This is a genomic window from Streptomyces scabichelini (genome assembly GCF_011045015.1).
GTDB classification, from domain to species: Bacteria; Actinomycetota; Actinomycetes; order Streptomycetales; family Streptomycetaceae; genus Streptomyces; species Streptomyces scabichelini.
The window spans coordinates 1-26,290 of the sequence record NZ_JAAKZY010000143.1 but is presented as its reverse complement, the minus strand read 5'-3'; the positions used below and the strand labels follow the sequence as shown (position 1 = coordinate 26,290).

Below are 26,290 nucleotides of genomic sequence, written 5' to 3'. Positions count from 1 at the left end.
CGACGGGGGCGGGCTGCCGGGCCCGGGAGGCGTGGGACTGCTGGATCCGTCGCCGGGCGGCGTGGGGCTCGTGGAGTCGCCCGGAGGCGTGGGGGTGGAGCTCGGCGGCCTCGACGTGGCGGGAGGGGAAGGCGACGGGTTGGGGCGCGTTCCGTTGTTGTCGTCGCTGCGGCCGGAGGGCAGCGTGCCCGTGCCGTCCGGCACCTCGTGGGTGCCCTTGCGGTAGTACTCGAGCCACGAAAGAACCGTGTTCAGGTAGTGCGTCGAGTTGTTGTAGCTGAGGATCGCGCGGTTCAGGTCCTTCTGGACGGACAGGTCGCGGTCCAGACGGCAGAGGTAGTGGCCGGCGGCGAGGGCCGCGTCGTAGATGTTGTTGGGGTTCTTCGTGCCGTCGCCGTTGCCGTCCCGGCCCGCCCATGCCCAGGTGGAGGGGATGAACTGCATGGGACCGACAGCCCGGTCGTACCTGCTGTCCCCGTCGTACGAACCGCCGTCGGTGTCGGAGATGTTGGCGAAGCCGTTGCCGTTGAGGACGGGGCCGAGGATCGGCGTGAGCGTCGTGCCGTCGGCGTCGACGCGGCCGCCCCGGGCCTGGCCGGACTCCACCTTGCCGATGGCGGCGAGGAGTTCCCAGGGCAGGTTGCAGCCGGGCTTGGACTCGCGCAGCGCCGCCTCGGCCTTCTTGTAGGCGTCGAGGACGGTCGCGGGTATGCCGGCCTCGGTGTCGCCCGTGGCGATGGGACTCTCTGTGCCGGGCGTCGGGCTCGGGGTCGGGCTGTTGAGCGGCGGCAGGTCCGTGTAGTACGGCGAGTTGCCGGTCGCGCTCTCTTCGGGGTTGGCGTCGGACGAGGGCTGCGAACCGGTGTTCTGCCGACCCTGTGAGGTATCGGTCACGCCCGGGGCCTGGGACGCGGAGAGGGCCGCGACCGCGGCCGCGGCCACAGCGGTGGTCACCGCCCCTTTGGCCAGCCTCCTGCCGAATTGCGCCGCCATTGCGTGAACCCCTCCCGTCGACGACTGCCCGCGCTTCGCGCGCTGCCCTGTAGTCGCCCGCGCTCCCCAGCGCGGCGACCCACGTGACCCTACGACAACTTCCGCCGCGCATACACCTGTTCGTGCCCGAAATTCACCGGTTGGCCAGATCCGTTTCTCCTGCCCGCGTGCGCCCGGACCATGCAGTGCCCGTCCCGCATACTGGGCGTCATCGATCAAGGAAGCGTTCAAGGACCGTCAGGTTCGGTCAACGTCGTCAGCGGGGAGCCCAGTTGCCGTTCACTCTCAGCCATGCCGCGGCTGTTCTGCCCGCCGTACGCGTTGACGGAAGCGGTCGTGGTCCGCTGGTCCCGGCGGTGCTCGTGGCCGGTTCGTTCGCGCCCGACATGACCTATTACGCGGCGAGTGCGCTGCCGGAGGCCATGGAATTCGGCGAGTTCACGCACTCCTTCACCGGGGTTTTCACGATCGACGTCCTCATCGCATGGGCGCTCGTGGGCGTCTGGCTGGTACTGCGCGAACCGCTGGTGGCGCTGCTGCCGCCGAGTTGGCGGGGGCGTACGGGATCTCTTCTGCGCTGTGGTGCGCCACGTGCGCCGTTCCGGCCGGTGCTCGCGCTGTGGTGGTACGTGTCCGCGGTGCTCGGGGCGCTGACGCATGTCTTGTTGGACGCGTTCACGCATCTCGACCGGTGGGGGATGCGGGTCTTCCCCGTGCTGGGCCGGGAGATCGCGGGCTCGCCGCTGTACTGGTACCTGCAGTACGGGGGTTCGGCCGTTCTGGCTGTGGTGATCGTGGTCTTCGTAGTGGTCGCTCTGCGGCGACTGCCGGCCGCGGAGCCGGTGGGGGTGCCGGTTCTGTCCGTACGGGACCGGTGGCTGGCCGGGCTGGTGATCGGTGGCTGCGCGGTGGTGGCCGCGGTGCAGCGGGCGGCTCGGTGGTGGGAGTACTGGGGATCGCGCGCCGAGCCCTGGGAACTGATTCCCACCGTGTGCTTCGGGGCGGGGGCCGGGCTGGCCGTCGGTCTGCTCGTGTACGGCGTCGGGGTCAGGGTGTGGCGTCCGGCACCCGTTCGTCCCGGCCCGGCAGCGGATCGTACGGAGCCAAGCCGTCCGGCTTCTCGCTGATCTCGCCTCTCCGGGGTGGCCTCCTGGCCGATGCCACGGTCCTCGCTGGTCACTGCGGATCTCGCTGAAGCTCCTCCGCCCGCCGCAGCACCGCGTGCAGGCGGGCGGCGAGGTCAAGGACATGGGGCAGTGGCAGGGGCGTCGCGCTCCGCGGGAAGTGCGGTACGACCTGTGCGGCAACTGCGGGTCCGTCGTGGCTGGTCGCTCCCGCAAGTTCTCGGCTTCTCCCCATGAACAGGGGCACCCCCATTGCGGCGGAGCCGCACATCGGGCACAGCCCCGCGCCCCTGACGGGGCGCGGGGCTGCCTGGTCTGCTCAGCCCGCCGGAGGCTAGTGCGCTGCCGACTCCCAGTCGTGGCCCGAGCCGACAGACACGTCGAGCGGAGCTCGCAGGTGCACCGCGTTGGCCATTTCGCGGCGGACGAGCTCCTCGGTCGGTTCCCGTTCGCCGGGGGCGATTTCGAGGACGATTTCGTCGTGGACCTGGAGGAGCATGCGGGACTTGAGGTTCGCTTCGGTCAGCGCCCGGTCGACGTTCAGCATGGCGATCTTGACGATGTCGGCGGCCGTGCCCTGGATGGGCGCGTTGAGGGCCATGCGCTCGGCCGCCTCGCGGCGCTGACGGTTGTCGCTGTTGAGGTCCGGGAGGTAGCGGCGGCGCCCGAAGAGCGTCGCCGTGTAGCCCGTCGCCCGCGCCTCGTCGACGGCCCGGCGCAGATAGTCCCGGACGCCGCCGAACCGCTCGAAGTAGGCGTCCATCAGGGCACGTGCCTCGCCCGCGTCGATGTTCAGCTGCTGAGAGAGGCCGAAGGCCGACAGACCGTACGCCAGGCCGTAGGACATCGCCTTGATCTTGCGCCGCATCTCCGCGTCCACCGCGGCGGGCTCGACCGCGAACACCTGCGAGGCCGCCGTCGTGTGCAGGTCCTCGCCCGAGGTGAACGCCTCGATGAGGCCCGCGTCCTCGGACAGGTGGGCCATCACGCGCAGCTCGATCTGGCTGTAGTCCGCGGTCATGAGGGACTCGAAGCCTTCGCCGACCACGAAGCCGCGGCGGATCGCTCGGCCCTCGTCCGTGCGGACCGGGATGTTCTGGAGGTTCGGGTCCGTGGAGGACAGGCGGCCGGTGGCGGCGACCGTCTGGTTGAAGGTGGTGTGGATGCGGCCGTCCGCGGCGATCGACTTGATCAGGCCTTCGACGGTCACGCGCAGCTTGGCCTGCTCGCGGTGGCGGAGCATGATGACCGGCAGTTCGTTGTCGGTCTGGGTGGCCAGCCAGGCGAGGGCGTCCGCATCCGTCGTGTAGCCCGTCTTCGTCTTCTTCGTCTTGGGCAGGCTCAGTTCGCCGAAGAGGACTTCCTGGAGCTGCTTGGGCGAGCCCAGGTTGAACTCGTGTCCGGCCGCCGCGTGCGCTTCCTTTATGGCCTGCTGCACGGCGCCCGCGAACATCTGCTCCATGGCTTCGAGGTGCGCCCGGTCCGCGGCGATGCCGTGCCGCTCCATGCGGGCGAGCAGCGCCGAGGTCGGCAGTTCCATGTCGCCCAGCAGATCGGCCGCGCCGACCTCCTTCAGCCGGTCCCCGAAGGCTTCGCCCAGGTCGAGGACGGCGCGGGCCTGCACCATCAGCGCCTCGGCCTCGGCGCCCTCGTCGGCGCCGAAGGCGAGCTGCCCGTCGGCCGCGGCGGCGGGCGCCAGCTCCCGGTGGAGGTACTCCAGGGACAGTGCGTCGAGGTCGAAGGAGCGGCGGCCGGGCTTGACCAGGTAGGCGGCGAGCGCGGTGTCCATGGAGACGCCTTCGATGCTCCAGCCGTGCTCGGCGAAGACCCGCATGGCGCCCTTGGCGTTGTGCAGCACCTTGGGCTTGTTCGGGTCGGCGAGCCACTGCGCGAACGCGTTCTCGTCGGCCTCGTCGAGCTGCGACGGGTCGAACCACGCGGCCGCTCCTGCTGCCGCGGCGAGCGCGACCTCGGCCACCGCGCCCGTGCCGAGCGACCAGGTGTCGACCGTGGCGACGCCGAGGACCGCCTTGCCGTGCTCGGCGAGCCATGGCTTCAGCTCCCCCGCGCCGAGCACCGCACCGTCCAGCGCCACGCCCTCGGCGATCTCCGGCCCGGAGTCGGTCTCGTCGGCTCCGGGGTCGACGGCCAGCAGCCGCTCGCGCAGCGAGGGGTTACGGATCTCCAGGGTGTCGAGGACCATCGCGACGGCCTTGCGGTCGTACGCGGCGCGCTCCAGGTCGACGACCGTCCTGGGCAGCTCCATGTGCCGCTCCAGCTCGGTCAGCCGGCGGTTCAGCTTGACGGCTTCCAGGTGGTCGCGGAGGTTCTGTCCCGCTTTGCCCTTGACCTCCTCGACGCGCTCGACCAGCTCCGCGAACGACCCGAACTGGTTGATCCACTTCGCGGCGGTCTTCTCGCCGACGCCCGGGATGCCCGGCAGGTTGTCGGAGGGGTCGCCGCGCAGGGCCGCGAAGTCCGGGTACTGGGCCGGTGTCAGCCCGTACTTCTCGAGGACCTTCTCCGGTGTGAACCGGGTCAGCTCGGAGACGCCCTTCGTCGGATACAGCACGGTCGTGTGCTCGCTGACCAGCTGGAAGGAGTCGCGGTCGCCGGTGACGATCAGCACCTCGAAGCCCTCGGCCTCGGCCTGGGTGGCGAGGGTGGCGATGACGTCGTCCGCCTCGAAGCCGTCGATCGCGAACCGCTCGGCGTGCATGGCGTCGAGCAGCTCGCAGATCAGCTCGACCTGGCCCTTGAACTCGTCCGGGGTCTTGGAACGGTTCGCCTTGTACTCCGTGAACTCCTCGGAGCGCCAGGTCTTGCGGGAGACGTCGAACGCCACCGCGAAGTGCGTGGGCTCCTCGTCGCGCAAGGTGTTGGCCAGCATCGACGCGAAGCCGTAGATCGCGTTCGTCGGCTGTCCCGTCGCCGTCGTGAAGTTCTCCGCGGGCAGCGCGAAGAACGCTCGGTACGCCAGCGAGTGCCCGTCCATGAGCATCAGTCGCGGGCGTCCGCCGCCGGAGGTCTTCTCGGTCTTCTTCGATGCTGTTTCTGCCACGACCCCGATCCTGCCACGAGCCACTGACAGTCAGCCCCACCGCGGGTCAGTCGGCCGGAGCGCGGGCCGTCTCGATCGCACGCGGCATGTGCCGCGCGGCCTCGATCTCCCGCAGGACTCCCTGTGCGGTCAGCTGCTCCCAGTCGTTGATCCGCCGGTCACTCTTGTCCCCGATCACCGACTTGAGTTCCCTGACGGCGCGTTCAGGGTTGATGCGGGCCAGGGCACGGGCGGCATCCCATCGATTCGTGGAGAAGAAGTCATTACGAAGCAGGGCGACAAGTGCTTTCTCCCCGGCTGCGCGATCGATCCGAGCCAACATGAACGCGTCGTCGACCGTCGTGAACGAGTGGTTGCGGTCGATCCTCTGCCTGAGTGCTTTCGCAGCCGCCTTTCGGTCCAGTGCCGCCAGCATGTCGACGACCACCGAGCCCACAGCGAATGTCGACTCGGTGATCCGCTTGGCAAGGGCCCGCTCGGCGCGCCCGCGGTGCAGAGCCAGCAGGTGTTCGGCGGCCAGCGTCACGTCGGAGTCCCAGTGCAGTCCGTGTGCGTGGATCAGTTCTTCCAGTACCGCCTTGCCCGGTTTGGCGTCGTGCAGCACCAGAGCCCGTGCGGCGGCCACCCGCTCGCCGCCGAACCGCGTCTCGTCACGGGCCCACTCGGTCAGCAGCTTGGCGGGATTTCGTTTCCTGTCGGCCTTCGCGGCCTCCAGGACGGTTTCCGGGCTCCGGACATCGGCGGGGTCTCTTCCCGCGACGAGGGGCGGGAACGGGAGGGTCCGGAGTCCTGGCGTCAGTTCCGCGAAGGCCTCGGCCGCCCTGAGGCGGTCACCGAGTGACAGGGAATCGTCCGACGCCAGGACGGTGAGGGACTCTTCTCCCAGCTCATGGTCCAGCAACCCCAGCGTCCGGGCCGCCTCGATGCGGGCGCTGACGACGACTTGAGGACCGACGCTCAGCGAGGTGGTGTAGGTGGAGTTGCCGCGCACCTCACGCCAGTACGTATCCCTCCCCTTGAAGGGCATCCCCCGTGCAACGACGTCCTTCAGGAGCGCGACCGCCCGGTCCTTGTCCCAGGCGGCCAGTTCCCAGGACGCGGCCAGCCGCTGGTGCACCGCGAGACGGGGAGCCACCACCATGCCCTCCAGCAGCGCGATACCAGCGGAGCGATCCACATAGGCGATGGCGCCGGCGGCCCAGGCGCAACCGTGTTCCAGCGCGGCGACGCGGAGCCTGGCGACAACCGGGGGCACCACCCGGGCGGGCATCGTCCCCCTGTCGTGCAACAGACGTGCCGCCAAGCCGGTCCCCTTGCCCGGCGGGGACTCTTTCTGTTCCTTGCGGCTCATGCCACCCCGACGCCACTCGGGAAGCTCGAACAGACTCAGGACCAGCTCTCCGGAGTCCTTTCCCAGCTTCGACCACAGCCCGAAGACGAATTCCAGGTAGGCGTTCTCCTCAGGGAAGTCGCCGACCTCCCAGCCTTCGTCCACGCCGGGAAACAGGAGCGATCGGCCACTGTCCGTCGCGGGGTCGGTGGTGCGCGCCGTCACTCGTGCCGCCAGGAACTCCTGCACGGTCTGGTGCAGAAAGACCAGGTCGTCACCCTCCCCGAACATCAGCCCCGTACGCTGCAGAAGTTCTCGCAGCACCCCCCGCCACTCGTTCTCGGGCAGATGCCCGGGCCGCAGCGCGGCGCTCTCCCGGACGGCCAGGTCCACCGCCGATGCCTCACGGCCGCCGGACTGCCAGTGCGACGCCACCGCCTCCAGCAGCGCCCGTACCCGCTTGACCAGCTCGTTCACGGCTTCTGGGCCATCCGGATAGCCGTCGACTCGAGCTCTGAGCCCTTCCAGGGCCAGCGTGGGACGCCGGTGCATCTTCTCCAGGAGCCGGTCGGTGAACTGCTCGTACAGTTCGATCCGTCCCCGGGGCAGGGGGCTGAGTGGATTCTCCGCGAAGATCACCACGAGCATGGTCGCGAGCAGCGGGATCCCGGCCAGATGCAGCACGTGGCTCCGCTCCGTCGCCTGTACGAAGCGCTCGGCGAGGACGTCCGGATCCGGACGCCGAAGAGTGCGCAGCCACTGGCTCGCGAAGTCGTGCAGTACGTTGAGGCCGAAGGGCTGCATGCGGAAGACCGGGGCGTCCCGGTGCAGCAACGGCTTGAGTTCGTCGTGCGGAAGCGGACGCGTGGTCACGAGGAATCGGAAGTCCGGGTCCGGCCACAGCGACGCGACGGTGCGCAGCACGCGCTGCCGCTCATCGGAGTCGAGCACCTCGTCCACTCCGTCGACCAGCACCAGCCACGTCACACCCGGCATCGGCGGCATCGTGAAGAAGTCGTCGGACAGCGGCGCTTTGAGACGTACGGCAGGGTCCCGTTCCACAGCGGTGCGCAGCAGCTCGGAGAGGGGTCCGCCGTCCGTGAGAGCGGCGGCCTGTACCCGCACCGGCACCGCGTCGGGCTCCGCCCCGGCCAGCCAGGCGTCGGCGAATTTCGCGGTCAGCCGCCGTCCCAGGCTGGACTTGCCCGCGCCGGGACCGCCGACGAGTACGACGCTCGGGTGGCCCTCCAGCAGGGACTCCGCCGGCAGCCAGGGCACATCGCCCAGTTCGGCATGAGGTCCGGCCGGCCCGTGCGGTGAGACGTGCTGGCTGACGTAGACGTCGGCGAGCGGCGGCGTCGCCTCGCCAGGGACCCGGATCGCGTAGGGGTGCTCGTCCGCCGCATCCCGCACGGCCCGCAGATACGCCCGCAGCGCCGGCCCCGCGAACCGCCATCCACCCGCGCGCAGCTGGCCGTCGTCAAGGAGCCCCAGCCAGTCGCGACGGGGCCGGGTGACCTTCTCGGGCAGGTCCAGGAAGGGGTACGCGGCGAGCAACTCGGCCACCGGGACGAGCCGCGCGCCCGGTACTCCGCGCTCCAGCGAGTGCGCGAACCGCAGTACCCCGCACACCGAGCCCGTACGCCAGTTGATGACCGGGGCGCCGCTGAAACCCGGGGTGGCCCGCCCGTGGGTCGCATGGTGCAGGGCCAGCGAACCCCCGCCGGCACGTATACGACGGGACGGGCCCTGGGCCGTGAACGAGACCGAGTCGCCTGTCCGGTAGCGCCCCTGCGGATGCCCGTACGCCCACAACTCGTCCCCTGGTTCCATCGCTTCGGCCAGACACACCACCGGATGGTCGAGGCCTTCGGGGGCGCGCAGCAATGCCAGGTCCGGGCCCGAGCCGGCCGGCCCCGGCGGCAGGAACCACTCCGCCACCACCCCCAGGGTGAGGTCCTGGCCGCGCCAGCACGCGGCGACCTGCGCATCGGCGGAACCGATCACATGGGCGCAGGTGAGCACCAGACCGGGCGCCACGAAGAAACCGGTACCCTCCGCGCCGTCCGCTCCGGTGAGCGCGAGAACGGCGTCGGGCAACGCGTCGACCAGTGCAGACCGTGTCACACGCCGATTGTGACCCTCAGCACTCTTATCTGCACCTAACATCCGTATCCACAGTGGAAGTTGGGGGAAAATCATGACGGATGAGATGATTCCGGTATATCTGCCGGACGGCAGCCGACTGCTGGTCAGGGCCGAGAGGACCACGCCGACCGGCGACGGGGGCGACGACGAGCAGGAGATCGCCGGGCGCCTGCCCAGCATCGAGCAGGTCACCGCCGCGGTCGGCGGTTTCACCGAGCGCATCGGCGCCGCGCTCAAGCAGTCCGCGCCCACCCGCTTCACCGTGGAGTTCGAGTGCGAGATCGGCTTCGACGCGGGCGGCCTGGTCGCGGTCCTCGGCAAAGGCACCGCGAAGAGCGCCTTCCGAGTGGTCATGGAGTGGGACAAGGATGCGCCATCGGAAGGCTCCCGCTGATCCACGGCTGTCGGTCACACATGCGAGGATCGGAGCAAACGACTCCGCACATGGCGAACAGTACGTTCAAGGACCGCGCCGGCCGGGCAGCGCGGGCGCGGCGGGAAAGGTGAGCGACCATGGCAACGAAACCGCCCAAGGCAGATCCCGTTCAGGACGCGCCCCAGGTCGCCGAGCCGAAGCACGCGGCGGCGGGGGTCCCGGCGATCGGACACAGCCTACGCATGGCGCAGCAGCAGATGGGCGTCAAGCGCACCGCGCTGACCCTCCTGCGCGTCAACCAGAAGGACGGTTTCGACTGCCCCGGCTGCGCCTGGCCCGAGCCGGAGCACCGGCACAAGGCGGAGTTCTGTGAGAACGGAGCGAAGGCGGTCGCGGAGGAGGCGACGCTGCGCCGGGTCACGCCCGACTTCTTCGCCGCGCACTCGGTGGAGGACCTCGCGACCCGCAGCGGCTACTGGCTGGGCCAGCAGGGCCGCCTCACGCACCCCGTGTTTCTGGCGGAGGGCGCCGACCACTACGAGCCGGTGTCCTGGGAGCGCGCCTTCGACATCATCGCCGAGGAGCTCACCGCCCTCGGCTCCCCCGACGAGGCCCTCTTCTACACCTCTGGGCGCACCAGTAACGAAGCAGCGTTCCTGTACCAGCTGTTCGCCCGCGAGTTCGGCACGAACAATCTGCCGGACTGCTCCAACATGTGCCACGAGTCGTCGGGCTCCGCGCTCAGCGAGACGATCGGCGTCGGCAAGGGCAGCGTCCTCCTCGAAGACCTCTACAAGTCGGACCTGATCATCGTCGCCGGACAGAACCCGGGCACGAACCATCCGAGGATGCTCTCCGCCCTGGAGAAGGCGAAGGCGAACGGCGCGCGGATCATCACCGTGAACCCGCTGCCCGAAGCGGGCATGGAGCGCTTCAAGAACCCGCAGACCCCCCAGGGCATGCTCAAGGGCGCCGCCCTCACCGATCTGTTCCTGCAGATCCGCATCGGCGGCGACCAGGCCCTCTTCCGCCTTCTGAACAAGCTGGTCCTCGAGACGGAAGGCGCGGTCGACGAGGAGTTCGTACGCGAACACACCCATGGCTACGAGGAGTTCGCGGCCGCCGCCCGCGCCGCCGACTGGGACGACACGCTCACCGCGACCGGCCTGGAGCGGGCAAAGGTCGAAGAAGCCTTGCGCATGGTCCTCGCTTCCAAGCGCACCATCGTCTGCTGGGCGATGGGCCTGACTCAGCACAAGCACGCCGTGCCGACCATTCGCGAGATCGTCAACTTCCTTCTGCTGCGTGGCAACATCGGCCGCCCGGGCGCGGGTGTGTGCCCGGTGCGCGGCCACTCGAACGTGCAGGGCGACCGCACGATGGGCATCTTCGAGCGGCCCGCGCCGGCCTTCCTGGACGCCCTGGAGAAGGAGTTCGGCTTCGCGCCGCCGCGCGAGCACGGCTACGACGTCGTACGGGCCATCCGTGCCATGCGTGACGACAAGGCGAAGGTCTTCTTCGCGATGGGTGGCAACTTCGTGTCGGCCTCCCCCGACACCGAGGTCACCGAGGCGGCCATGCGCCGCGCCCGGCTCACGGTGCACGTCTCCACGAAGCTCAACCGCTCGCACGCCGTCACGGGCGCGCGTGCCCTGATCCTGCCCACGCTCGGCCGCACCGAGCGTGATCTGCAGGGCAGTGGCGAGCAGGTCGTGACCGTCGAGGACTCCATGGGCATGGTGCACGCCTCACGCGGCCGCCTGGAGCCCGCCGGTGAGCACCTGCTGTCCGAACCGGCCATCGTGTGCCGCCTCGCGCGCCGCGTCCTCGGCACCGACAGCAAGACCCCCTGGGAGGAGTTCGAGAAGGACTACGCGACGATCCGCGACCGCATCGCGCGCGTGGTCCCCGGTTTCGAGGACTTCAACGCGCGCGTCGCCGAGCCCGGCGGCTTCGCCCTCCCCCATGCCCCGCGCGACGAGCGCCGCTTCCCCACGGCCACCGGCAAGGCCAACTTCACAGCCGCGCCCGTGGAGTACCCGAAGCTCCCCGAGGGCCGTCTCCTGCTGCAGACGCTGCGCTCGCACGACCAGTACAACACCACGATCTACGGCCTTGACGACCGCTACCGGGGCATCAAGAACGGCCGCCGGGTGGTGCTCGTGAACCCCGAGGACGCCCGCGAACTGGGTCTCGCCGACGGCTCGTACACCGACCTCGTCAGCGAGTGGAAGGACGGTGTGGAGCGCCGCGCACCCGGCTTCCGCGTCGTGCACTATCCGACGGCCCGGGGCTGCGCGGCCGCGTACTACCCCGAGACCAACGTCCTGGTCCCCCTGGACGCCACCGCCGACACCAGTAACACACCCGCCAGCAAGTCCGTCGTCGTACGTCTGGAACAATCGGCAGCCAACTGAGCGTTCGCTTAGCGAGTGTGATCGACGACGAAGGAGCCGGACCCCATGGGTGAGCACCAGCACGTGAAGTTCCCGCAAGAGGTCATCGACGAGTACACGGCCCTCGGCGTCGACGTCGTCGCCATGTTCTCCGCCGGGCACCTGGGCACGCGCATGGGCGTTCAGATCACCGAGGCCTCCGCGGAGCGCGTCGTGGGCACGATGCCGGTCGAGGGCAACACCCAGCCGTACGGACTCCTCCACGGCGGCGCCTCCGCGGTCCTCGCCGAAACCCTCGGCTCCGTCGGTTCCATGCTCCACGCCGGCACCTCCAAGATCGCCGTCGGCGTCGACCTCAACTGCACGCACCACCGGGGAGCACGCTCCGGCCTCGTCACCGGCGTCGCCACCCCCCTCCACCGGGGCCGCACCACGGCGACGTACGAGATCGTGATCAGCGACGAGGACGGCAAGCGGGTCTGCACCGCGCGGCTCACCTGTCTGCTGCGCGATGTGAACCCGAGCGACGGAGAACGCATACGTGCCGCGAGCTGACCCGCACCCCTTCGACAACCCGCATCCCTTCGAGGACCGGGTCTGCCGGCCCCGAACCACCGTGGCAGGTACCGGCGTTGTCCACAGCCCCGAGGTTGTCCACAGCGTCGTTGCTCCCCGGCACCCGGCGGCTTAGCGTCAAAGCATGAAAACGGGAGAAGCCCCCTGGCCGGGGGCAGCGCTCGGATTCGGGCTCGGACTGGTGCTGTTGACCGGCGGCCTGCTCGCCGGGTGCGCAGAGTCCGGCTCGAAGGACGGCACGGGCACGCGGGACGCCGCGCGGACCGGCTCGAGCTCGCCGTCGCCGTCGGCCACGCCTCCCGAGAACCTGTGCACGCGGATCGTCACGTACTGGTCGCGAGAGGTGCTGGACGACGGCACCTACGGGGACTACCAGTCGATGGGCCTGTCCAACGGGCAGTACGAGATCCTGATGAAGGTCGTGGACGCCGCCCGGGCCGAGAAGAAGCGCAAGGGTGCGCCGGCGGCGGACCGGCTGATCGACCGTGGAGCACGCAAGGGCTGCGAGGACTTGTACCGCGACGGATCTCCGAGCGGGGGTCCGTGGCAGTGAGCGGCGTCGGTCCCGTCGAGCCGGGCGAAGGCACACGCGCGCGGGACACCCTGGAACCGGGCCCGGGCACCCCTCCCCTGTCCGAGCCGCCGCGCGGGCGCCTCGCGCAGCTGTACGCCCGTCACCGCCGTACCGTCCTGCCGGTCACCGCGGCCGTCATCCTTCTCGCGGGCGGCGGCTACCTCTATGCGACCCGGCCTCAGGAAGCCCCGCCGGACCCGCCGCCGTACCCCTCCCAAGTGGTCGGCATGACATACCTGGACAAAGAGACCACACCTGGGGATGCTCCGCTCCAAAGCTTCAGCCTGGGCGTGGAGTTGACCGTTCGGTCCGGCCCACCGATCACCGTCATGCGGATAACCCAGCCCTACTCCGGCCTTTCGCTGACCTCGGTGCCCCGCCTCCCTTTCCGGACGCGGACCGGCTTTCCTCACAAGATCAACATCACCATGCATGTGACTGAATGCGCGGAAGTGCCAAGGAACGCCGGACTACCTTTCCTGGACGTAACTCTGCGTAATACACGCGCAATACAAGTGCACAGTTTCATCCTTGGTGAGCGCTATGCACACGACCTTTCGGAAGCCGTTCAAGTCGCCTGCCGCAACAACTCCGCGTCATCACCAAAACAGTAGAACACTCCTGACAACACCCGGCGAGTCCTGCATGTTCTCACTATGCGGACCGGGCGAATCGGCTGTAATTCCACCCTTCCGCCCACTGAGTACCGCTCTGCATTACCTCGTGTCATAACAAGAGCGTCACAGCATTGGCCAGACCCTCCTCCATGTTCCCCACACACGCTTAGAGTCACGCCCAGTCACCGCGCCATCGGATTCGAACCAACTTCGGTCCAGCGCTCGACTCGGCCGCTTCTACGGGGAAGGGCCGGTGCCAGGGAAAGGACTGATCGTGCGTCAACGTTCGCTCATCGCCATCACCGCCGCGCTGGCGGCGGGAGCACTCACACTCACCGCCTGCGGCTCGCGCGACGAGGACGGCGGCTCGGACTCCGGCGGCGGTGGCACCACCGTGGTCATCGGTGTCGACGCCCCACTGACCGGCGACCTGTCCGCGCTCGGCCTCGGCATCAAGAACTCCGTTGACCTCGCCGCCAAGCAGGCCAACAAGGACAAGGTCGTCGACGGCGTAACCTTCAAGGTCGAATCCCTCGACGACCAGGCGCAGCCCTCCTCGGGCCAGCAGAACGCCACCAAGTTCGTGGCCAACAAGGACGTCCTCGGCGCCGTCGGCCCGCTGAACTCCTCCGTCGCGGAATCCATGCAGAAGGTCTTCGACGACGCCAAGCTCGTCCAGGTCTCCCCCGCCAACACCAACCCGGCCCTGACCCAGGGCCAGGACTGGAACGGCGGCAAGAAGGCCCGCCCGTACAAGTCGTACTTCCGCACCGCGACCACCGACGCCATCCAGGGCCCGTTCGCCGCGCAGTACGTCTACAACGACGCCAAGAAGACCAAGGCCTTCGTCATCGACGACAAGAAGACCTACGGCGCCGGCCTCGCCGCCACCTTCACCGACGAGTACAAGAAGCTCGGCGGCAAGATCGTCGGCACCGAGCACATCGACCCCGACACCAAGGACTTCTCCGCGGTCGCCACCAAGGTGAAGAACTCCGGCGCCGACGTCGTCTACTACGGCGGCGAGTACCCGCAGGCCGGCCCCCTCAGCAAGCAGATCAAGGCCGCAGGCGCCAAGATCCCCCTCGTCGGCGGCGACGGCATCTACAGCGCCGACTTCATCAAGCTGGCCGGCGCCAGCGGCACCGGCGACCTCGCCACCTCCGTCGGCGCACCCGTCGAGGAACTCCCCTCCGCCAAGGAGTTCGTCGCCAACTACAAGGCCGCCGGATACAAGGAGGCCTACGAGGCGTACGGCGGCTACTCCTACGACTCCGCCTGGGCGATAATCCAGGCCGTGAAGAAGGTCGTCGAGGACAACGACGGCGAACTCCCCGACGACGCCCGCGAGAAGGTCATGGAAGCCATGCAGGGCGTGACCTTCGACGGTGTGACCGGCAAGGTCGCCTTCGACGAATACGGTGACGCCACCAACAAGCAGCTCACCGTCTACTCGGTCGAGGGCGCCGACTGGAGCCCCGTGAAGTCCGGCACGTACGAAGGCTGATCCACACCCGCACCACTCACGAGCCGCGCGGGGCGCCGCACCACTGGCGCCCCGCGCGGACTCGCATCCGGTCACAACCCTCGACAAACCGGTCACTTCCCTCGACAAATCCGAAAGTCTCGGAGGACATGCGGTGAACGAACTGCCGCAGCAGCTGGTCAACGGCCTGCTACTGGGATCCATGTACGGGCTGGTTGCCATCGGCTACACGATGGTCTACGGCATCGTCCAGCTCATCAACTTCGCCCACGGCGAGATCTTCATGACCGGAGCCTTCGGCGCTCTCACGGTCTCCCTGTACATCCTGCCCGACGGCACAACCATGTGGATCGCCCTGCCGCTCATGCTCGCCGGCGCCATCCTCGTCGCCGTCACAGTCGCCGTCGGCGCGGAAAGGTTCGCCTACCGCCCCCTGCGAGGCGCACCACGCCTCGCCCCCCTCATCACCGCCATCGGCCTCTCACTCGCCCTCCAGCAAGCAGTGTGGGCCTGGTACCCCGACGCCCGCTCCGCGATCAAGTTCCCCCAGATCGACGGCGGCCCCTTCGACATCGGCAGCGTCACCATCCAGACCGGCGACGTCTTCCTCCTGCTCGCCGCCCCCATCAGCATGGCGATCCTCGCCTACTTCGTCATGAAAACCCGCACCGGACGCGGCATGCAGGCAACCGCCCAAGACCCCGACACCGCCAAGCTCATGGGCATCAACACCGACCGCATCATCGTCGTCGCGTTCGCCCTCGGCGCCGCGTTCGCCGCCGTCGGAGGCGTCGCCTACGGCCTCAAATACGGCCAGATCGACTTCCGCATGGGCTTCATCCTCGGCCTCAAGGCATTCACCGCCGCCGTCCTCGGCGGCATCGGCAACATCTACGGAGCCATGATCGGCGGAGTGGTACTCGGCCTCGCCGAAACCATGGCCACCGCCTACATCGCCGACGTCCCCGGCATGTCGCAGCTCGGCGGCCAGTCCTGGGCCAACGTCTGGGCCTTCGTACTCCTCATCCTCGTCCTCCTCTTCAGGCCACAAGGCCTGATGGGTGAGCGCGTGGCAGACAGGGCGTGACACCGATGACCACACAGACCACTGCCCCCCAGACGCCGAGCACCCCGGCCGACGGCAAGCCCAGCGGCCTCATCGGCATCCCTGAAAACCTCGGCCGCGCCCTCGCCACCGGCGGCGGCATCCTCACCGTCATCTCCACCTTCCTCGCCTGGACCTGGACCGCCCAATTCCCCGGCGACCTCACCGTCTACGGCTACCCCGGCGGCCTACAGGTCCTCGTCCTCATCGCCGGCGCCCTCACCACGCTCTTCGGCCTCGCCTCCTACGGGGTGAAGGGCCTGCGCTGGCTCACCCCCGGCTCAGCCGACAGCGCCATCAAGCTGGCCGCACTCGCCGCCTTCGCAACCGCCTGGTTCACGATCATCGCGATCAGCGTCAACCTCGGCGGCCTCGCCAACCTCGAACCCGGCGGCTGGGTCGTCGCCATCGTCACCCTCGCGACCCTCCTCGGCGCCCTCTCCCTGCCCTTCGAACGGCCCGTAACCGAACCGGCCGACCCCGATGACACCGACTGGGAGCAGTTCCGCCACAACACCCGCAACAAGCTGACGGTCTTCAAAGCGGCCTTCGCCTCCAGCGACGTAACCCCCGCCCGCAAGCTCCCCGCGTACGCCGAAATCCTCATCATCGTCGCGGCGCTCGCCCTCGGCCTGACCGTCTTCACCTACGGCATCGGCACCGAATACGACGAACTCTTCGTCGGCTTCCTCATCACCGTCGGCTTCGGCTTCGCCGCCGTCACCAAAGCAGGACTCGTCGCCAGGATCTCCGCGATCACGTCCAAGCACCGCAACGTGACGATGATCGGCGCATTCGTCGCCGCCGCGGCCTTCCCCTTCACCCAGTCCGACGACCAGTACGCGACCATCGGTGTCTACATCCTGATCTTCGCGACCGTCGCCCTCGGCCTGAACATCGTCGTCGGCATGGCCGGACTCCTCGACCTCGGATACGTCGCCTTCCTCGGCGTCGGCGCCTACACCGGGGCCATGGTCTCCGGCTCACCCTCCTCGCCCTTCGACATCCACCTGCCGTTCTGGGCCTCCGCCCTCCTCGGCGCAGCAGTCGCCATGGTCTTCGGCGTCCTCATCGGCGCCCCCACCCTGCGTCTGCGCGGCGACTACCTCGCCATCGTCACCCTCGGCTTCGGTGAGATCTTCCGCATCGCCGTCCTCAACGCCGACGGCACCTCGGGCCCGGACATCACCAACGGCTCCAACGGCATCTCGTCGATCCCGAACCTCAACATCTTCGGCTTCGACTTCGGCGAAGAACACAACATCGCCGGGTTCACCATCGCCCGCTTCGCCAACTACTTCCTGCTGATGCTCCTCATCACCCTCATCGTCGTCATCGTCTTCCGACGCAGCGGCGACTCCCGCATCGGCCGCGCCTGGATCGCCATCCGCGAAGACGAAACCGCCGCACTCGCCATGGGCATCAACGGCTTCCGGGTCAAACTCATCGCCTTCGCCCTCGGCGCCGCACTCGCCGGCCTCGCCGGCACCGTCCAGGCCCACGTCACCTACACGGTGACACCCGAGCAATACCAATTCGCCCACGTCGTACCACCGAACTCGGCATTCCTCCTCGCCGCAGTCGTCCTCGGCGGCATGGGCACCATCAGCGGACCCCTAGTCGGCGCCGCACTCCTCTACCTGATCCCCGCCAAGCTCCAATTCCTCGGCGACTACCAGCTCTTCGCCTTCGGCCTCGCGCTCGTCCTGCTGATGCGCTTCCGCCCGGAAGGCCTCATCCCGAACCGGCGCCGCCAACTCGAATTCCACGAAGAAACGGAAGCGCCCACAGTCCTCAGCAAGGCAGGGGCCTGACCACCATGACAACCGACACCACCATCAAGGACACCGCACCGGCCGCACCCACACCCGGCCAAACCGTCCTCGACGCACGCGGCGTCACCATGCGCTTCGGCGGCCTCACCGCCGTACGCAACGTCGACCTCACCGTCAACAGCGGCGAAATCGTCGGACTCATCGGCCCCAACGGCGCCGGCAAGACAACCTTCTTCAACTGCCTCACCGGGCTGTACATCCCCACCGAGGGAGAGGTCCGCTACAAGGGCACCGTCCTGCCGGCCAAATCCTTCAAGGTCACCGCCGCCGGAATCGCCCGTACATTCCAGAACATCCGGCTCTTCGCCAACATGACGGTCCTCGAGAACGTCCTGGTCGGCCGCCACACCCGTACAAAGGAAGGGCTGTGGTCCGCGCTGCTCCGCGGCCCCGGCTTCCACAAAGCCGAAGCCGCCTCCCGCGACCGGGCCATGGAACTACTCAAGTTCATCGGCCTCGACAAGAAGGCCGAACACCTCGCCCGCAACCTCCCCTACGGCGAACAGCGCAAGCTGGAAATCGCGCGGGCACTGGCAAGCGAACCCGGCCTCCTGCTCCTCGACGAGCCGACAGCCGGCATGAACCCGCAGGAGACCCGGGCGACCGAAGAACTCGTCTTCGCCATCCGGGACATGGGCATCGCCGTACTCGTCATCGAGCACGACATGCGCTTCATTTTCAACCTCTGCGACCGCGTCGCAGTCCTCGTACAGGGCGAAAAACTCGTCGAAGGCACCAGCGAAACCGTCCAAGGCGACGAACGCGTCATCGCCGCCTACCTCGGAGAACCCTTCGAAGACGCCCCCGGCGCCAAAGAAGTAGCGGAAGTGGAAGCCGCCGAGGCCAACGCCGCCACCCCGACGGACGCCGTGCCCCGCAAGGAGAACGACCGATGACCGCCCTCCTCGAAGTCGACGACCTCCGAGTCGCCTACGGCAAAATCGAAGCCGTCAAAGGCATCTCCTTCAAGGTCGAAGCCGGCGAAGTCGTCACCCTCATCGGCACCAACGGCGCCGGCAAAACCACAACACTGCGCACCCTGTCGGGGCTGCTGAAGCCACTGAGCGGCCAGATCAAATTCGGCGGCAAGTCGCTGAAGAAGACCCCGGCCCACCAGATCGTCTCGCTGGGACTCGCCCACTCCCCCGAGGGGCGACACATCTTCCCCCGCATGACCATCGAGGACAACCTGCGACTCGGCGCCTTCCTCCGCGACGACAAAGCAGGCATCGAACAGGACATCAAGCGCGCCTACGACCTCTTCCCCATCCTCGGAGAACGTCGTAAGCAAGCCGCAGGCACACTGTCCGGCGGCGAACAGCAGATGCTCGCCATGGGCCGCGCCCTCATGTCACGGCCAAAGCTCCTCATGCTCGACGAACCCTCCATGGGCCTCTCGCCGATCATGATGCAGAAGATCATGGCCACCATCGCCGAACTCAAATCCCAGGGCACCACCATCCTCCTGGTCGAACAGAACGCCCAAGCGGCACTCTCGCTTGCCGACCACGGACACGTCATGGAAGTCGGCAACATCGTGCTCTCCGGCTCCGGGCAGGACCTCCTGCACGACGAGTCGGTACGCAAGGCATACCTCGGCGAGGACTAGGCCCAGGCTCCGCCCTTCGTACGCATACGACGAGGCCCGCACCCCTTGTGGAAGGGGTGCGGGCCTCGTCGTATGTACGCGTGTACGTGAAGGCGCGAGCCTCAGCCTCAGTCCTTCGCGGCCTTCTTCTCCTCCGCGTCCTGGATGACGGCCTCAGCGACCTGCTGCATGGACATCCGACGGTCCATGGACGTCTTCTGAATCCACCGGAACGCGGCCGGCTCCGTCAGCCCATACTCCGTCTGCAGAACCGACTTCGCACGGTCCACGAGCTTCCGCGTCTCAAGACGCTGGGTGAGATCGACGATCTCCTTCTCCAGCTGCTTCAACTCCGTGAAGCGGGAGACGGCCATCTCGATCGCCGGAACCACATCACTCTTGCTGAACGGCTTCACCAGGTACGCCATGGCACCGGCGTCCCGAGCTCGTTCGACGAGGTCGCGCTGCGAGAAGGCGGTCAGCATGAGCACGGGAGCAATGGACTCCTCGGCGATCTTCTCGGCCGCGGAGATTCCGTCGAGCTTCGGCATCTTCACGTCAAGGATCACCAGATCCGGACGGTGCTCCCGAGCAAGCTCAACAGCCTCCTCACCGTCACCGGCCTCACCTACGACCGTGTACCCCTCTTCTTCGAGCATCTCCTTGAGATCGAGACGGATCAACGCCTCGTCCTCGGCGATGACGACACGGGTCGTCAGCGGAGGCACGTGCGACTTGTCGTCGTCGGGCGCGTCTGCGGGCTGGGGCGACTCGGGGGCGGTCACGGGGGCTCCTCGTTCAGGGCAGGTACTGCTTTCCAAGAGGGTACCCAGCTGCGATATGGTGGACGGGCAGCGGGTCGCCGTTAACCTTCGATTCGCTGGGCCCCGGTAGCCCAATTGGCAGCAGGCAATGGATTCAAAACCCATACAGTGTCGGTTCGAGTCCGACCCGGGGCACTTTTCCTTAGATTCGAAGGTCACCTTCCGGAAGCGGACGTTCACGTTCTCGTGAATGTCCGCTTTTTGCTGCGTGTCGAGACGATCAGTCACACAGAGTGTGCACATGTACGACATGAGCACACGCAAGCGAGCACTCGCGCTGGTCGGCCAGGGGCGCAGCCTGAACTCCGTCAGCAAGGAGACTGGCGTCTCCCGGGCGGCGATCCGCTCCTGGCAAACCCGTATCGAGCCGCTCAAGCGCGCCGGCAAACCGTGCCCCCGGTGCCAGGGCGTGCCCGCGCCACCCGAGGATCCGGCGACGTACGCATATCTACTCGGCCTCTATCTCGGCGACGGCTGCATCAACGCTCACCGTCGAGGCGTCTACTTCATCCGCATCGTGTGCGACAACGCCTGGCCCGGCCTTATCGATGCCTGCGAAGCTGCGCTTCGTTCCGTACGCCCGGACAACAGCGTGTTTCGCGTGCAGAGAGAAGGCTGCGTAGCAGTCACCGCCACCAGCAAGCACTGGCCCTGCTTCTTCCCTCAGCACGGCCCCGGCAAGAAGCACGAACGCACCATCGCCCTCGAACCCTGGCAACAGGAGATCGTCGACGCCCACCCGTGGGACTTCATCCGGGGACTCATCCACTCTGACGGCTGCCGCATCACCAACTGGACGACTCGCCTCGTCAAAGGCGAACGCAAGCGCTACGAATACCCCCGGTATTTCTTCACCAACACGTCGACAGACATCATCCAGCTCTTCACGGACACCCTCGATCTCGTCGGAGTCGAGTGGAAGCCACTCCGTCACAGCCGCGCGGCCGTGACCATCTCCATCGCCCGCAAAGCCTCCGTAGCCCTAATGGACACCCACGTAGGCCCCAAGCACTGACCCCGCCCCACACCCACCCCTACTTGGGCGCGTCATCCTCGCCGATGTGGTGGACACGGACCAGGTTCGTCGAGCCCGAAACCCCCGGTGGCGACCCCGCCGTGATCACCACGATGTCGCCCTTCTGGCAGCGGCCGATCTTGAGGAGCTGTTCGTCGACCTGGTCGACCATCGCGTCGGTGGAGTCGACGTGGGGGCCGAGGAAGGTTTCGACGCCCCAGGTGAGGTTCAGTTGGGAGCGGGTGGCCGGGTCGGGGGTGAAGGCGAGCAGGGGGATCGGCGACCTGTACCGCGAAAGACGCCGGACCGTGTCGCCGCTCTGTGTGAAGGCGACGAGGAACTTCGCGCCCAGGAAGTCGCCCATTTCCGCGGCCGCGCGGGCGACGGCGCCGCCCTGGGTGCGGGGCTTGTTGCGTTCCGTCAGCGGGGGCAGGCCTTTCGCGAGGATGTCTTCCTCGGCAGCCTCCACGATGCGGGACATCGTGCGAACCGTCTCAATCGGATACTTGCCGACGCTCGTCTCGCCGGACAGCATCACCGCGTCCGTGCCGTCGATGACCGCGTTGGCGACGTCCGACGCCTCCGCGCGCGTGGGGCGGGAGTTGTCGATCATCGAGTCGAGCATCTGCGTGGCGACGATGACCGGTTTGGCGTTGCGTTTCGCGAGCTTGATCGCGCGTTTCTGGACGATCGGGACTTGTTCGAGGGGCATCTCCACGCCCAGGTCGCCTCGGGCGACCATGATGCCGTCGAAGGCGGCGACGATGTCGTCGATGTTGTCGACGGCTTGGGGCTTCTCGACCTTGGCGATGACGGGGAGGCGGCGTCCCTCTTCGTCCATGATGCGGTGGACGTCCTGGATGTCGCGTCCGCTGCGGACGAACGACAGGGCGATGACGTCGAAGCCGGTGTTGAGAGCCCAGCGGAGGTCCGCTTCGTCCTTTTCGGAGAGGGCGGGGACGGAGACGGCGACGCCGGGGAGGTTCAATCCCTTGTTGTCGGAGACCATGCCGCCTTCGACGACGGTGGTGTGGACGCGGGGGCCGTCGACGGCGGTGACTTCGAGGCAGACTTTGCCGTCGTCGACGAGGATGCGTTCGCCGGCCGTCACGTCTTCCGCGAGGCCTTCGTATGTTGTGCCGCAGGTCTGGCGGTCGCCTTGGATGCCGCTTTCGACGGTGATGGTGAAGGTGTCTCCGCGTTCAAGGAGTACGGGGCCTTCGGTGAAGCGGCCGAGTCGGATCTTCGGGCCTTGAAGGTCGGCGAGGATTCCGACGCTGCGGCCGGTCTCGTCGGAGGCCTTTCGCACGCGCTGGTAGCGCTCCTCGTGGTCGGCGTAGGTGCCGTGGCTGAGGTTGAAGCGGGCTACGTCCATTCCGGCTTCGACCAGTGCCTTGATCTGGTCGTACGAGTCCGTGGCGGGGCCCAGTGTGCAGACGATCTTTGCTCGGCGCATGGTTCGAGCCTAGAGCTTACCGATGGGTAGGGAATTGGTCGTGCATGACTACTCAACGACCTTTGTATGAAGGGCTATTGACAAGTGTTGAATTGTGCGCCGGGGTGCTCCGATGAGCATTCCGGTCGCTCGCTACAGCTCGGGTGGTGCCATCGTGAAGCGGGCGTTGATGTGGGCGTAGACGTGTTGGCGTTGGGGTTCGAGGTCGAGGGGTGCGGCGGTGGAGTCTTCGGTGGCTCCGGCGTAACCGGCGCTGCGCATGGCGCGGCTTGAGGCTGTTCTTTCGAAGGGGTGGCTGTTTTCGGCGCCGATGTCGGCGAGTTCGACCAGTGCCGCGAGTGTGGTGCCGAGTGCTTCGGCGTATTCGCGGGCGCGTTGGACGGCTTCGTGTACTGCTTGTTGGCGGGCTTGGCGGTGGGCGGGTGAGTCGGGTCGGAGGGCCCAGAAGGGGCCGTCGACGCGGGTGAGGTCGAGGTCTGCGAGGCGCGTGGTGAGTTCGCCGAGTGCGGTGAAGTCGGTGAGTTCGGCGGTGGTGTGGACGCGGCCGTGGTAGGCGCGGATGCGTTCGCCGCGGCCGTGTTTGGTGAGTTCGGGGCTGATGGAGAAGGCGCCGGTTTCGAGGCGTTCCACGGTTTCGCCGTATGTCTTGACGAGGTCGAGGGCGGTGGCGTTGCGGCGGGTGAGGTCGTCGAGGGCGGAGCGTCGGTCGGTGCCGCGTGCCATGACGGTGACGCCGATGCGGGCGATTTCGGGGTCGACTTCGAGGTGGGCTTCGCCGCGGACGGCGATGCGGGGGGCTTCCGGTGTGCCGTAGGGGGTTGCGGGTTGGGGTTCCTCTGCAGCGAGGTTCGCGGCTGGGGTCATACGTCCCACTCTGTCATCGGTGGCCCGGTTCTGGGGTCTGCCGGTCATCAGATCGAAACCTGTCGGGTCTGTTGCTGCTGGTCATGACCGGGTCAGAATCTACGCGCGTTATCTACGCGCGTTGTTGACCTTTTCCCGAGGAGTAACGGACACATGCCGCTCAATCGCCGGAAGTTTCTGAAGAAGTCCGCCGTGACCGGAGCGGGGGTGGCGTTCACCGGTACGGTCGTGGCTCCGACGGCTCAGGCTGCGGAGGTTGTGGAGTCGAAGAAGGGTGGGAAGCCCGTGAAGCGGTACGCGCTCACCGTCATGGGCACGACGGATCTGCACGGGCATGTTTTCAACTGGGACTACTTCAAGGACGCGGAGTACGCCGACACGGCGGGCAACGCTCAGGGCCTGGCCCGTATCTCGACGCTGGTGAACCAGGTCCGTGAGGAGAAGGGCCGTGGCAACACCCTTCTCCTGGATGCGGGGGACACAATCCAGGGCACTCCGCTGACGTACTACTACGCGAAGGTCGATCCGATCACGGCCGAGGGCGGGCCGGTGCATCCGATGGCTCAGGCGATGAACGCGATCGGGTATGACGCGGTGGCGCTCGGCAATCATGAGTTCAATTACGGCATCGAGACGTTGCGGAAGTTCGAGGAGCAGTGCGACTTCCCCTTGCTGGGTGCGAACGCGCTGGATGCGAAGACGTTGCGGCCGGCTTTTCCGCCGTACTTCATCAAGGAGTTCCGTGTGCGGGGTCTGCCGCCGGTGAAGGTGGCTGTGCTGGGGCTGACGAATCCGGGGATCGCGATCTGGGACAAGGCTTATGTGCAGGGGAAGTTGACGTTCCCGGGGCTTGTGGAGCAGGCGGCGAAGTGGGTGCCGAGGCTGCGGTCGATGGGTGCGGATGTGGTGGTCGTTTCGGCGCACAGTGGTTCGTCTGGGACGTCTTCGTACGGTGATCAGTTGCCGTATGTGGAGAATTCGGCGGGGTTGGTGGCGCAGCAGGTGCCGGGGATCGACGCGATTCTCGTGGGGCACGCGCATGTGGAGATTCCCGAGCTGAAGGTCACGAACGAGAAGTCGGGCAGGACGGTGGTTCTGTCGGAGCCGTTGGCGTATGCGGAGCGGCTGTCTCTCTTCGACTTCGAGCTGGTCTTCAGGAGGGGGAGGTGGGAGGTCGAGTCGGTGGCCGCTTCGGTGCTCAATTCGAATTCGGTCGCCGATGATCCGGAGATCACGAAGCTGCTGAAGGACGAGCACGATGTGGTCGTCGCGTATGTGAACCAGGTGGTGGGGGCGGCGACGGAGACGTTGACGACGGTGGAGGCCCGGTACAAGGACGCGCCGATCATCGACTTGATCACGAAGGTTCAGGAGGACGTGGTCAGGGCGGCGCTGGCGGGCACGGAGTATGCGTCGTTGCCGGTGATCGCGCAGGCGTCGCCGTTCTCGCGGACTTCGGAGATCCCGGCCGGCGATGTGACGATCCGGGATCTGTCGAGTCTGTATGTGTACGACAACACGCTGGTCGCGAAGTTGATGACGGGTGCGCAGGTGCGGGCGTATCTGGAGTATTCGGCGCAGTATTTCGTGCAGACGGCGGCGGGTGCGGCCGTCGATGTGGAGAAGCTGACAAATGCGGGTGGCCGTCCGGACTACAACTACGACTACGTGTCGGGGCTGACGTACGAGATCGATATCGCTCAGGCGGCCGGTTCGCGGATCAAGAACCTCTCTTACAACGGTGTGGCTCTGGATGACGCGCAGGAGTTCGTGTTCGCGGTGAACAACTACCGGGCCAATGGTGGTGGTGCGTTTCCGCACGTGGCGGCGGCGACGGAGGTGTGGTCGGAGTCGACGGAGATCCGTACGCGGATTGCGGAGTGGGTGACGGCGAAGGGGACGCTGGATCCGAAGGAGTTCGCGTCGGTGGACTGGAGGCTGACTCGGGAGGGTGCGCCGGTCTTCGCGTAACGAGGGGCCCGTAACGAGGGGGCGTCTGTCTTCCCGTAAAACCCTGTCTTGAGCCCGGGTGCTCAGCCCTCCACGAGGGGGGTGAGTGCCCGGGTTTTTTGCTGTGCGTTGTCCGGAGTTCGTGGCTGCTGCTGTTGGAGGCCGAAGGTGGTGAAGGCGGTGCGGTGTGGGAGGGGGTAGGGGTCTTTGCCGGTGAGGGAGTTGAGGATGGTGGCGCTGCGCCAGGCGGCGAGGCCGAGGTCGGGGGCGCCGACGCCATGGGTGTGGAGTTCGGCGTTCTGGACGTAGAGGGAGCCGGTGACGGTGGGGTCGAGGGCGATGCGGTACTGGTCGTCGATGCGGGGGCGTCCGGCGCTGTCGCGGCGCAGGTGGGGGTCGAGGCCGGCGAGTAGTTGGTCGAGGGGGCGTTCGCGGTAGCCGGTGGCGAGGATGACGGCGTCGGTGGTGAGGCGGGTGCGGGTGCCTTGCTGGATGTGTTCGAGGTGGAGTTCGATTTGGGTGGTGGCGATGCGGCCTGCGGTGCGGACGTGGACGCCGGGGGTGAGGACGGTGTCGGGCCAGCCGCCGTGGAGGGTGCGGCGGTAGAGCTCGTCGTGGATGGCGGCGATGGTGTCGGCGTCGATGCCTTTGTGGAGTTGCCATTGGGCGGGGACGAGGCGGTCGCGTACGGGTTCGGGGAGGGCGTGGAAGTAGCGCGTGTAGTCGGGGGTGAAGTGTTCGAGGCCGAGTTTTGAGTACTCCATGGGCGCGAAGGCTTCGGTGCGGGCGAGCCAGTGGATCTTTTCCTGGCCGGTGGGGCGGTGTCGGAGGAGGTCGAGGTAGATCTCGGCGCCGGACTGTCCTGAGCCGATCACGGTGATGTGGTCGGCGGTGAGGAGCTGTTCGCGGTGTTCGAGGTAGTCCGCGGCGTGGATGACGGGTACGCCGGGGGCTTCGACGAGGGGGCGGAGT

The 26,290-nt window shown here is 67.5% G+C and carries 20 protein-coding genes and 1 tRNA gene; 13 read left to right on the top strand and 8 right to left on the bottom strand.

Annotated features, from left to right (window positions below; translation table 11 throughout):
- Positions 1-993: lytic transglycosylase domain-containing protein (locus tag G5C60_RS34145; protein WP_165265038.1), on the bottom strand; the 993-nt coding region annotated here is incomplete at its 3' end.
- 272 nt (positions 994-1,265) lie between these two features.
- Between G5C60_RS34145 and G5C60_RS34140 the strand changes: the two genes are divergently transcribed.
- Positions 1,266-2,120: a DUF4184 family protein gene (locus G5C60_RS34140; protein ID WP_165265036.1), complete on the top strand. Its 855-nt coding sequence runs from the start codon at positions 1,266-1,268 to the stop codon at positions 2,118-2,120.
- Positions 2,121-2,169: 49 nt separating this feature from the next.
- Here G5C60_RS34140 and G5C60_RS34135 read toward each other — a convergent pair whose 3' ends face one another.
- From G5C60_RS34135 to G5C60_RS34125, 3 genes are all read right to left on the bottom strand, one after another.
- Positions 2,170-2,352 carry a hypothetical protein gene (locus G5C60_RS34135; protein WP_165265034.1) on the bottom strand — a complete coding sequence of 61 codons (183 nt, stop codon included), beginning with the start codon at positions 2,350-2,352 and terminating at the stop codon, positions 2,170-2,172.
- Between the two features lie 99 nt (positions 2,353-2,451).
- Positions 2,452-5,178 carry a DNA polymerase I gene (gene polA, locus G5C60_RS34130; RefSeq protein WP_165265032.1) on the bottom strand — a complete coding sequence of 909 codons (2,727 nt, stop codon included), beginning with the start codon at positions 5,176-5,178 and terminating at the stop codon, positions 2,452-2,454.
- A 46-nt stretch (positions 5,179-5,224) separates the two neighbouring features.
- Entirely contained in the window at positions 5,225-8,635 is a 3,411-nt protein-coding gene (locus tag G5C60_RS34125) for a trypsin-like peptidase domain-containing protein (protein ID WP_165265030.1), read from the bottom strand.
- Positions 8,636-8,708: 73 nt separating this feature from the next.
- Here G5C60_RS34125 and G5C60_RS34120 point away from each other — a divergent pair, with 73 nt between their 5' ends.
- The 9 genes from G5C60_RS34120 to G5C60_RS34075 all read left to right on the top strand — a co-directional run bounded on the left by G5C60_RS34120 (position 8,709) and on the right by G5C60_RS34075 (position 19,230).
- Positions 8,709-9,050 carry a CU044_2847 family protein gene (locus tag G5C60_RS34120; protein ID WP_165265028.1) on the top strand — a complete coding sequence of 114 codons (342 nt, stop codon included), beginning with the start codon at positions 8,709-8,711 and terminating at the stop codon, positions 9,048-9,050.
- Between the two features lie 119 nt (positions 9,051-9,169).
- Positions 9,170-11,449, top strand: a complete 2,280-nt coding sequence (locus tag G5C60_RS34115; protein WP_165265026.1) for an FdhF/YdeP family oxidoreductase — start codon at positions 9,170-9,172, stop codon at positions 11,447-11,449.
- Between the two features lie 45 nt (positions 11,450-11,494).
- The gene (locus G5C60_RS34110; protein ID WP_165265023.1) at positions 11,495-11,983 is read left to right on the top strand and encodes a PaaI family thioesterase; all 489 of its coding nucleotides are present in this window, start codon (positions 11,495-11,497) and stop codon (positions 11,981-11,983) included.
- Between the two features lie 145 nt (positions 11,984-12,128).
- Positions 12,129-12,557 (top strand): hypothetical protein, encoded by a 429-nt coding sequence (locus tag G5C60_RS34105; protein WP_165265021.1) that lies wholly within the window; start codon positions 12,129-12,131, stop codon positions 12,555-12,557.
- Positions 12,558-13,469: 912 nt separating this feature from the next.
- The gene (locus G5C60_RS34095) at positions 13,470-14,702 is read left to right on the top strand and encodes an ABC transporter substrate-binding protein (protein WP_165265017.1); all 1,233 of its coding nucleotides are present in this window, start codon (positions 13,470-13,472) and stop codon (positions 14,700-14,702) included.
- A gap of 133 nt (positions 14,703-14,835) precedes the next feature.
- Positions 14,836-15,768, top strand: coding sequence for an ABC transporter permease subunit (locus tag G5C60_RS34090; protein WP_165265015.1), 933 nt, complete (start codon positions 14,836-14,838; stop codon positions 15,766-15,768).
- Between the two features lie 5 nt (positions 15,769-15,773).
- On the top strand, positions 15,774-17,600 hold the full coding sequence (locus G5C60_RS34085) for a branched-chain amino acid ABC transporter permease (RefSeq protein WP_165265013.1): 1,827 nt from the start codon (positions 15,774-15,776) through the stop codon (positions 17,598-17,600).
- A 5-nt stretch (positions 17,601-17,605) separates the two neighbouring features.
- Entirely contained in the window at positions 17,606-18,517 is a 912-nt protein-coding gene (locus G5C60_RS34080; RefSeq protein WP_165265011.1) for an ABC transporter ATP-binding protein, read from the top strand.
- Complete coding sequence (locus tag G5C60_RS34075; RefSeq protein WP_165265009.1) at positions 18,514-19,230, top strand: ABC transporter ATP-binding protein; 717 nt, start codon at positions 18,514-18,516, stop codon at positions 19,228-19,230. The genes G5C60_RS34080 and G5C60_RS34075 overlap by 4 nt, the downstream gene beginning before the upstream one ends.
- A gap of 107 nt (positions 19,231-19,337) precedes the next feature.
- On the opposite strand, the gene G5C60_RS34070 is transcribed toward G5C60_RS34075, so the two are convergent.
- The gene (locus G5C60_RS34070) at positions 19,338-19,994 is read right to left on the bottom strand and encodes a response regulator (RefSeq protein WP_165265007.1); all 657 of its coding nucleotides are present in this window, start codon (positions 19,992-19,994) and stop codon (positions 19,338-19,340) included.
- 99 nt (positions 19,995-20,093) lie between these two features.
- On the opposite strand from G5C60_RS34070, the gene G5C60_RS34065 reads away from it, so the two are divergent.
- Together G5C60_RS34065 and G5C60_RS34060 are read left to right on the top strand one after the other, a co-directional pair.
- Positions 20,094-20,168: transfer RNA gene (locus G5C60_RS34065), tRNA-Leu, on the top strand.
- A gap of 106 nt (positions 20,169-20,274) precedes the next feature.
- Positions 20,275-21,048 (top strand): helix-turn-helix domain-containing protein, encoded by a 774-nt coding sequence (locus G5C60_RS34060; RefSeq protein ID WP_165265005.1) that lies wholly within the window; start codon positions 20,275-20,277, stop codon positions 21,046-21,048.
- A 19-nt stretch (positions 21,049-21,067) separates the two neighbouring features.
- Here the strand turns inward: G5C60_RS34060 and pyk are convergent, their stop codons facing one another.
- Both pyk and G5C60_RS34050 read right to left on the bottom strand, forming a co-directional pair.
- Entirely contained in the window at positions 21,068-22,504 is a 1,437-nt protein-coding gene (gene pyk / locus G5C60_RS34055; RefSeq protein ID WP_165265003.1) for a pyruvate kinase, read from the bottom strand.
- Positions 22,505-22,636: 132 nt separating this feature from the next.
- Positions 22,637-23,368, bottom strand: a complete 732-nt coding sequence (locus tag G5C60_RS34050) for an SIMPL domain-containing protein (RefSeq protein WP_165265001.1) — start codon at positions 23,366-23,368, stop codon at positions 22,637-22,639.
- Between the two features lie 153 nt (positions 23,369-23,521).
- Between G5C60_RS34050 and G5C60_RS34045 the strand changes: the two genes are divergently transcribed.
- A complete protein-coding gene (locus tag G5C60_RS34045) occupies positions 23,522-25,339 on the top strand; it encodes a bifunctional metallophosphatase/5'-nucleotidase (RefSeq protein WP_165264999.1) in 1,818 nt (605 codons plus the stop codon).
- A gap of 62 nt (positions 25,340-25,401) precedes the next feature.
- On the opposite strand, the gene G5C60_RS34040 is transcribed toward G5C60_RS34045, so the two are convergent.
- The coding region (locus G5C60_RS34040) for a SidA/IucD/PvdA family monooxygenase (RefSeq protein WP_165264997.1) at positions 25,402-26,290 on the bottom strand (889 nt) is incomplete at its 5' end.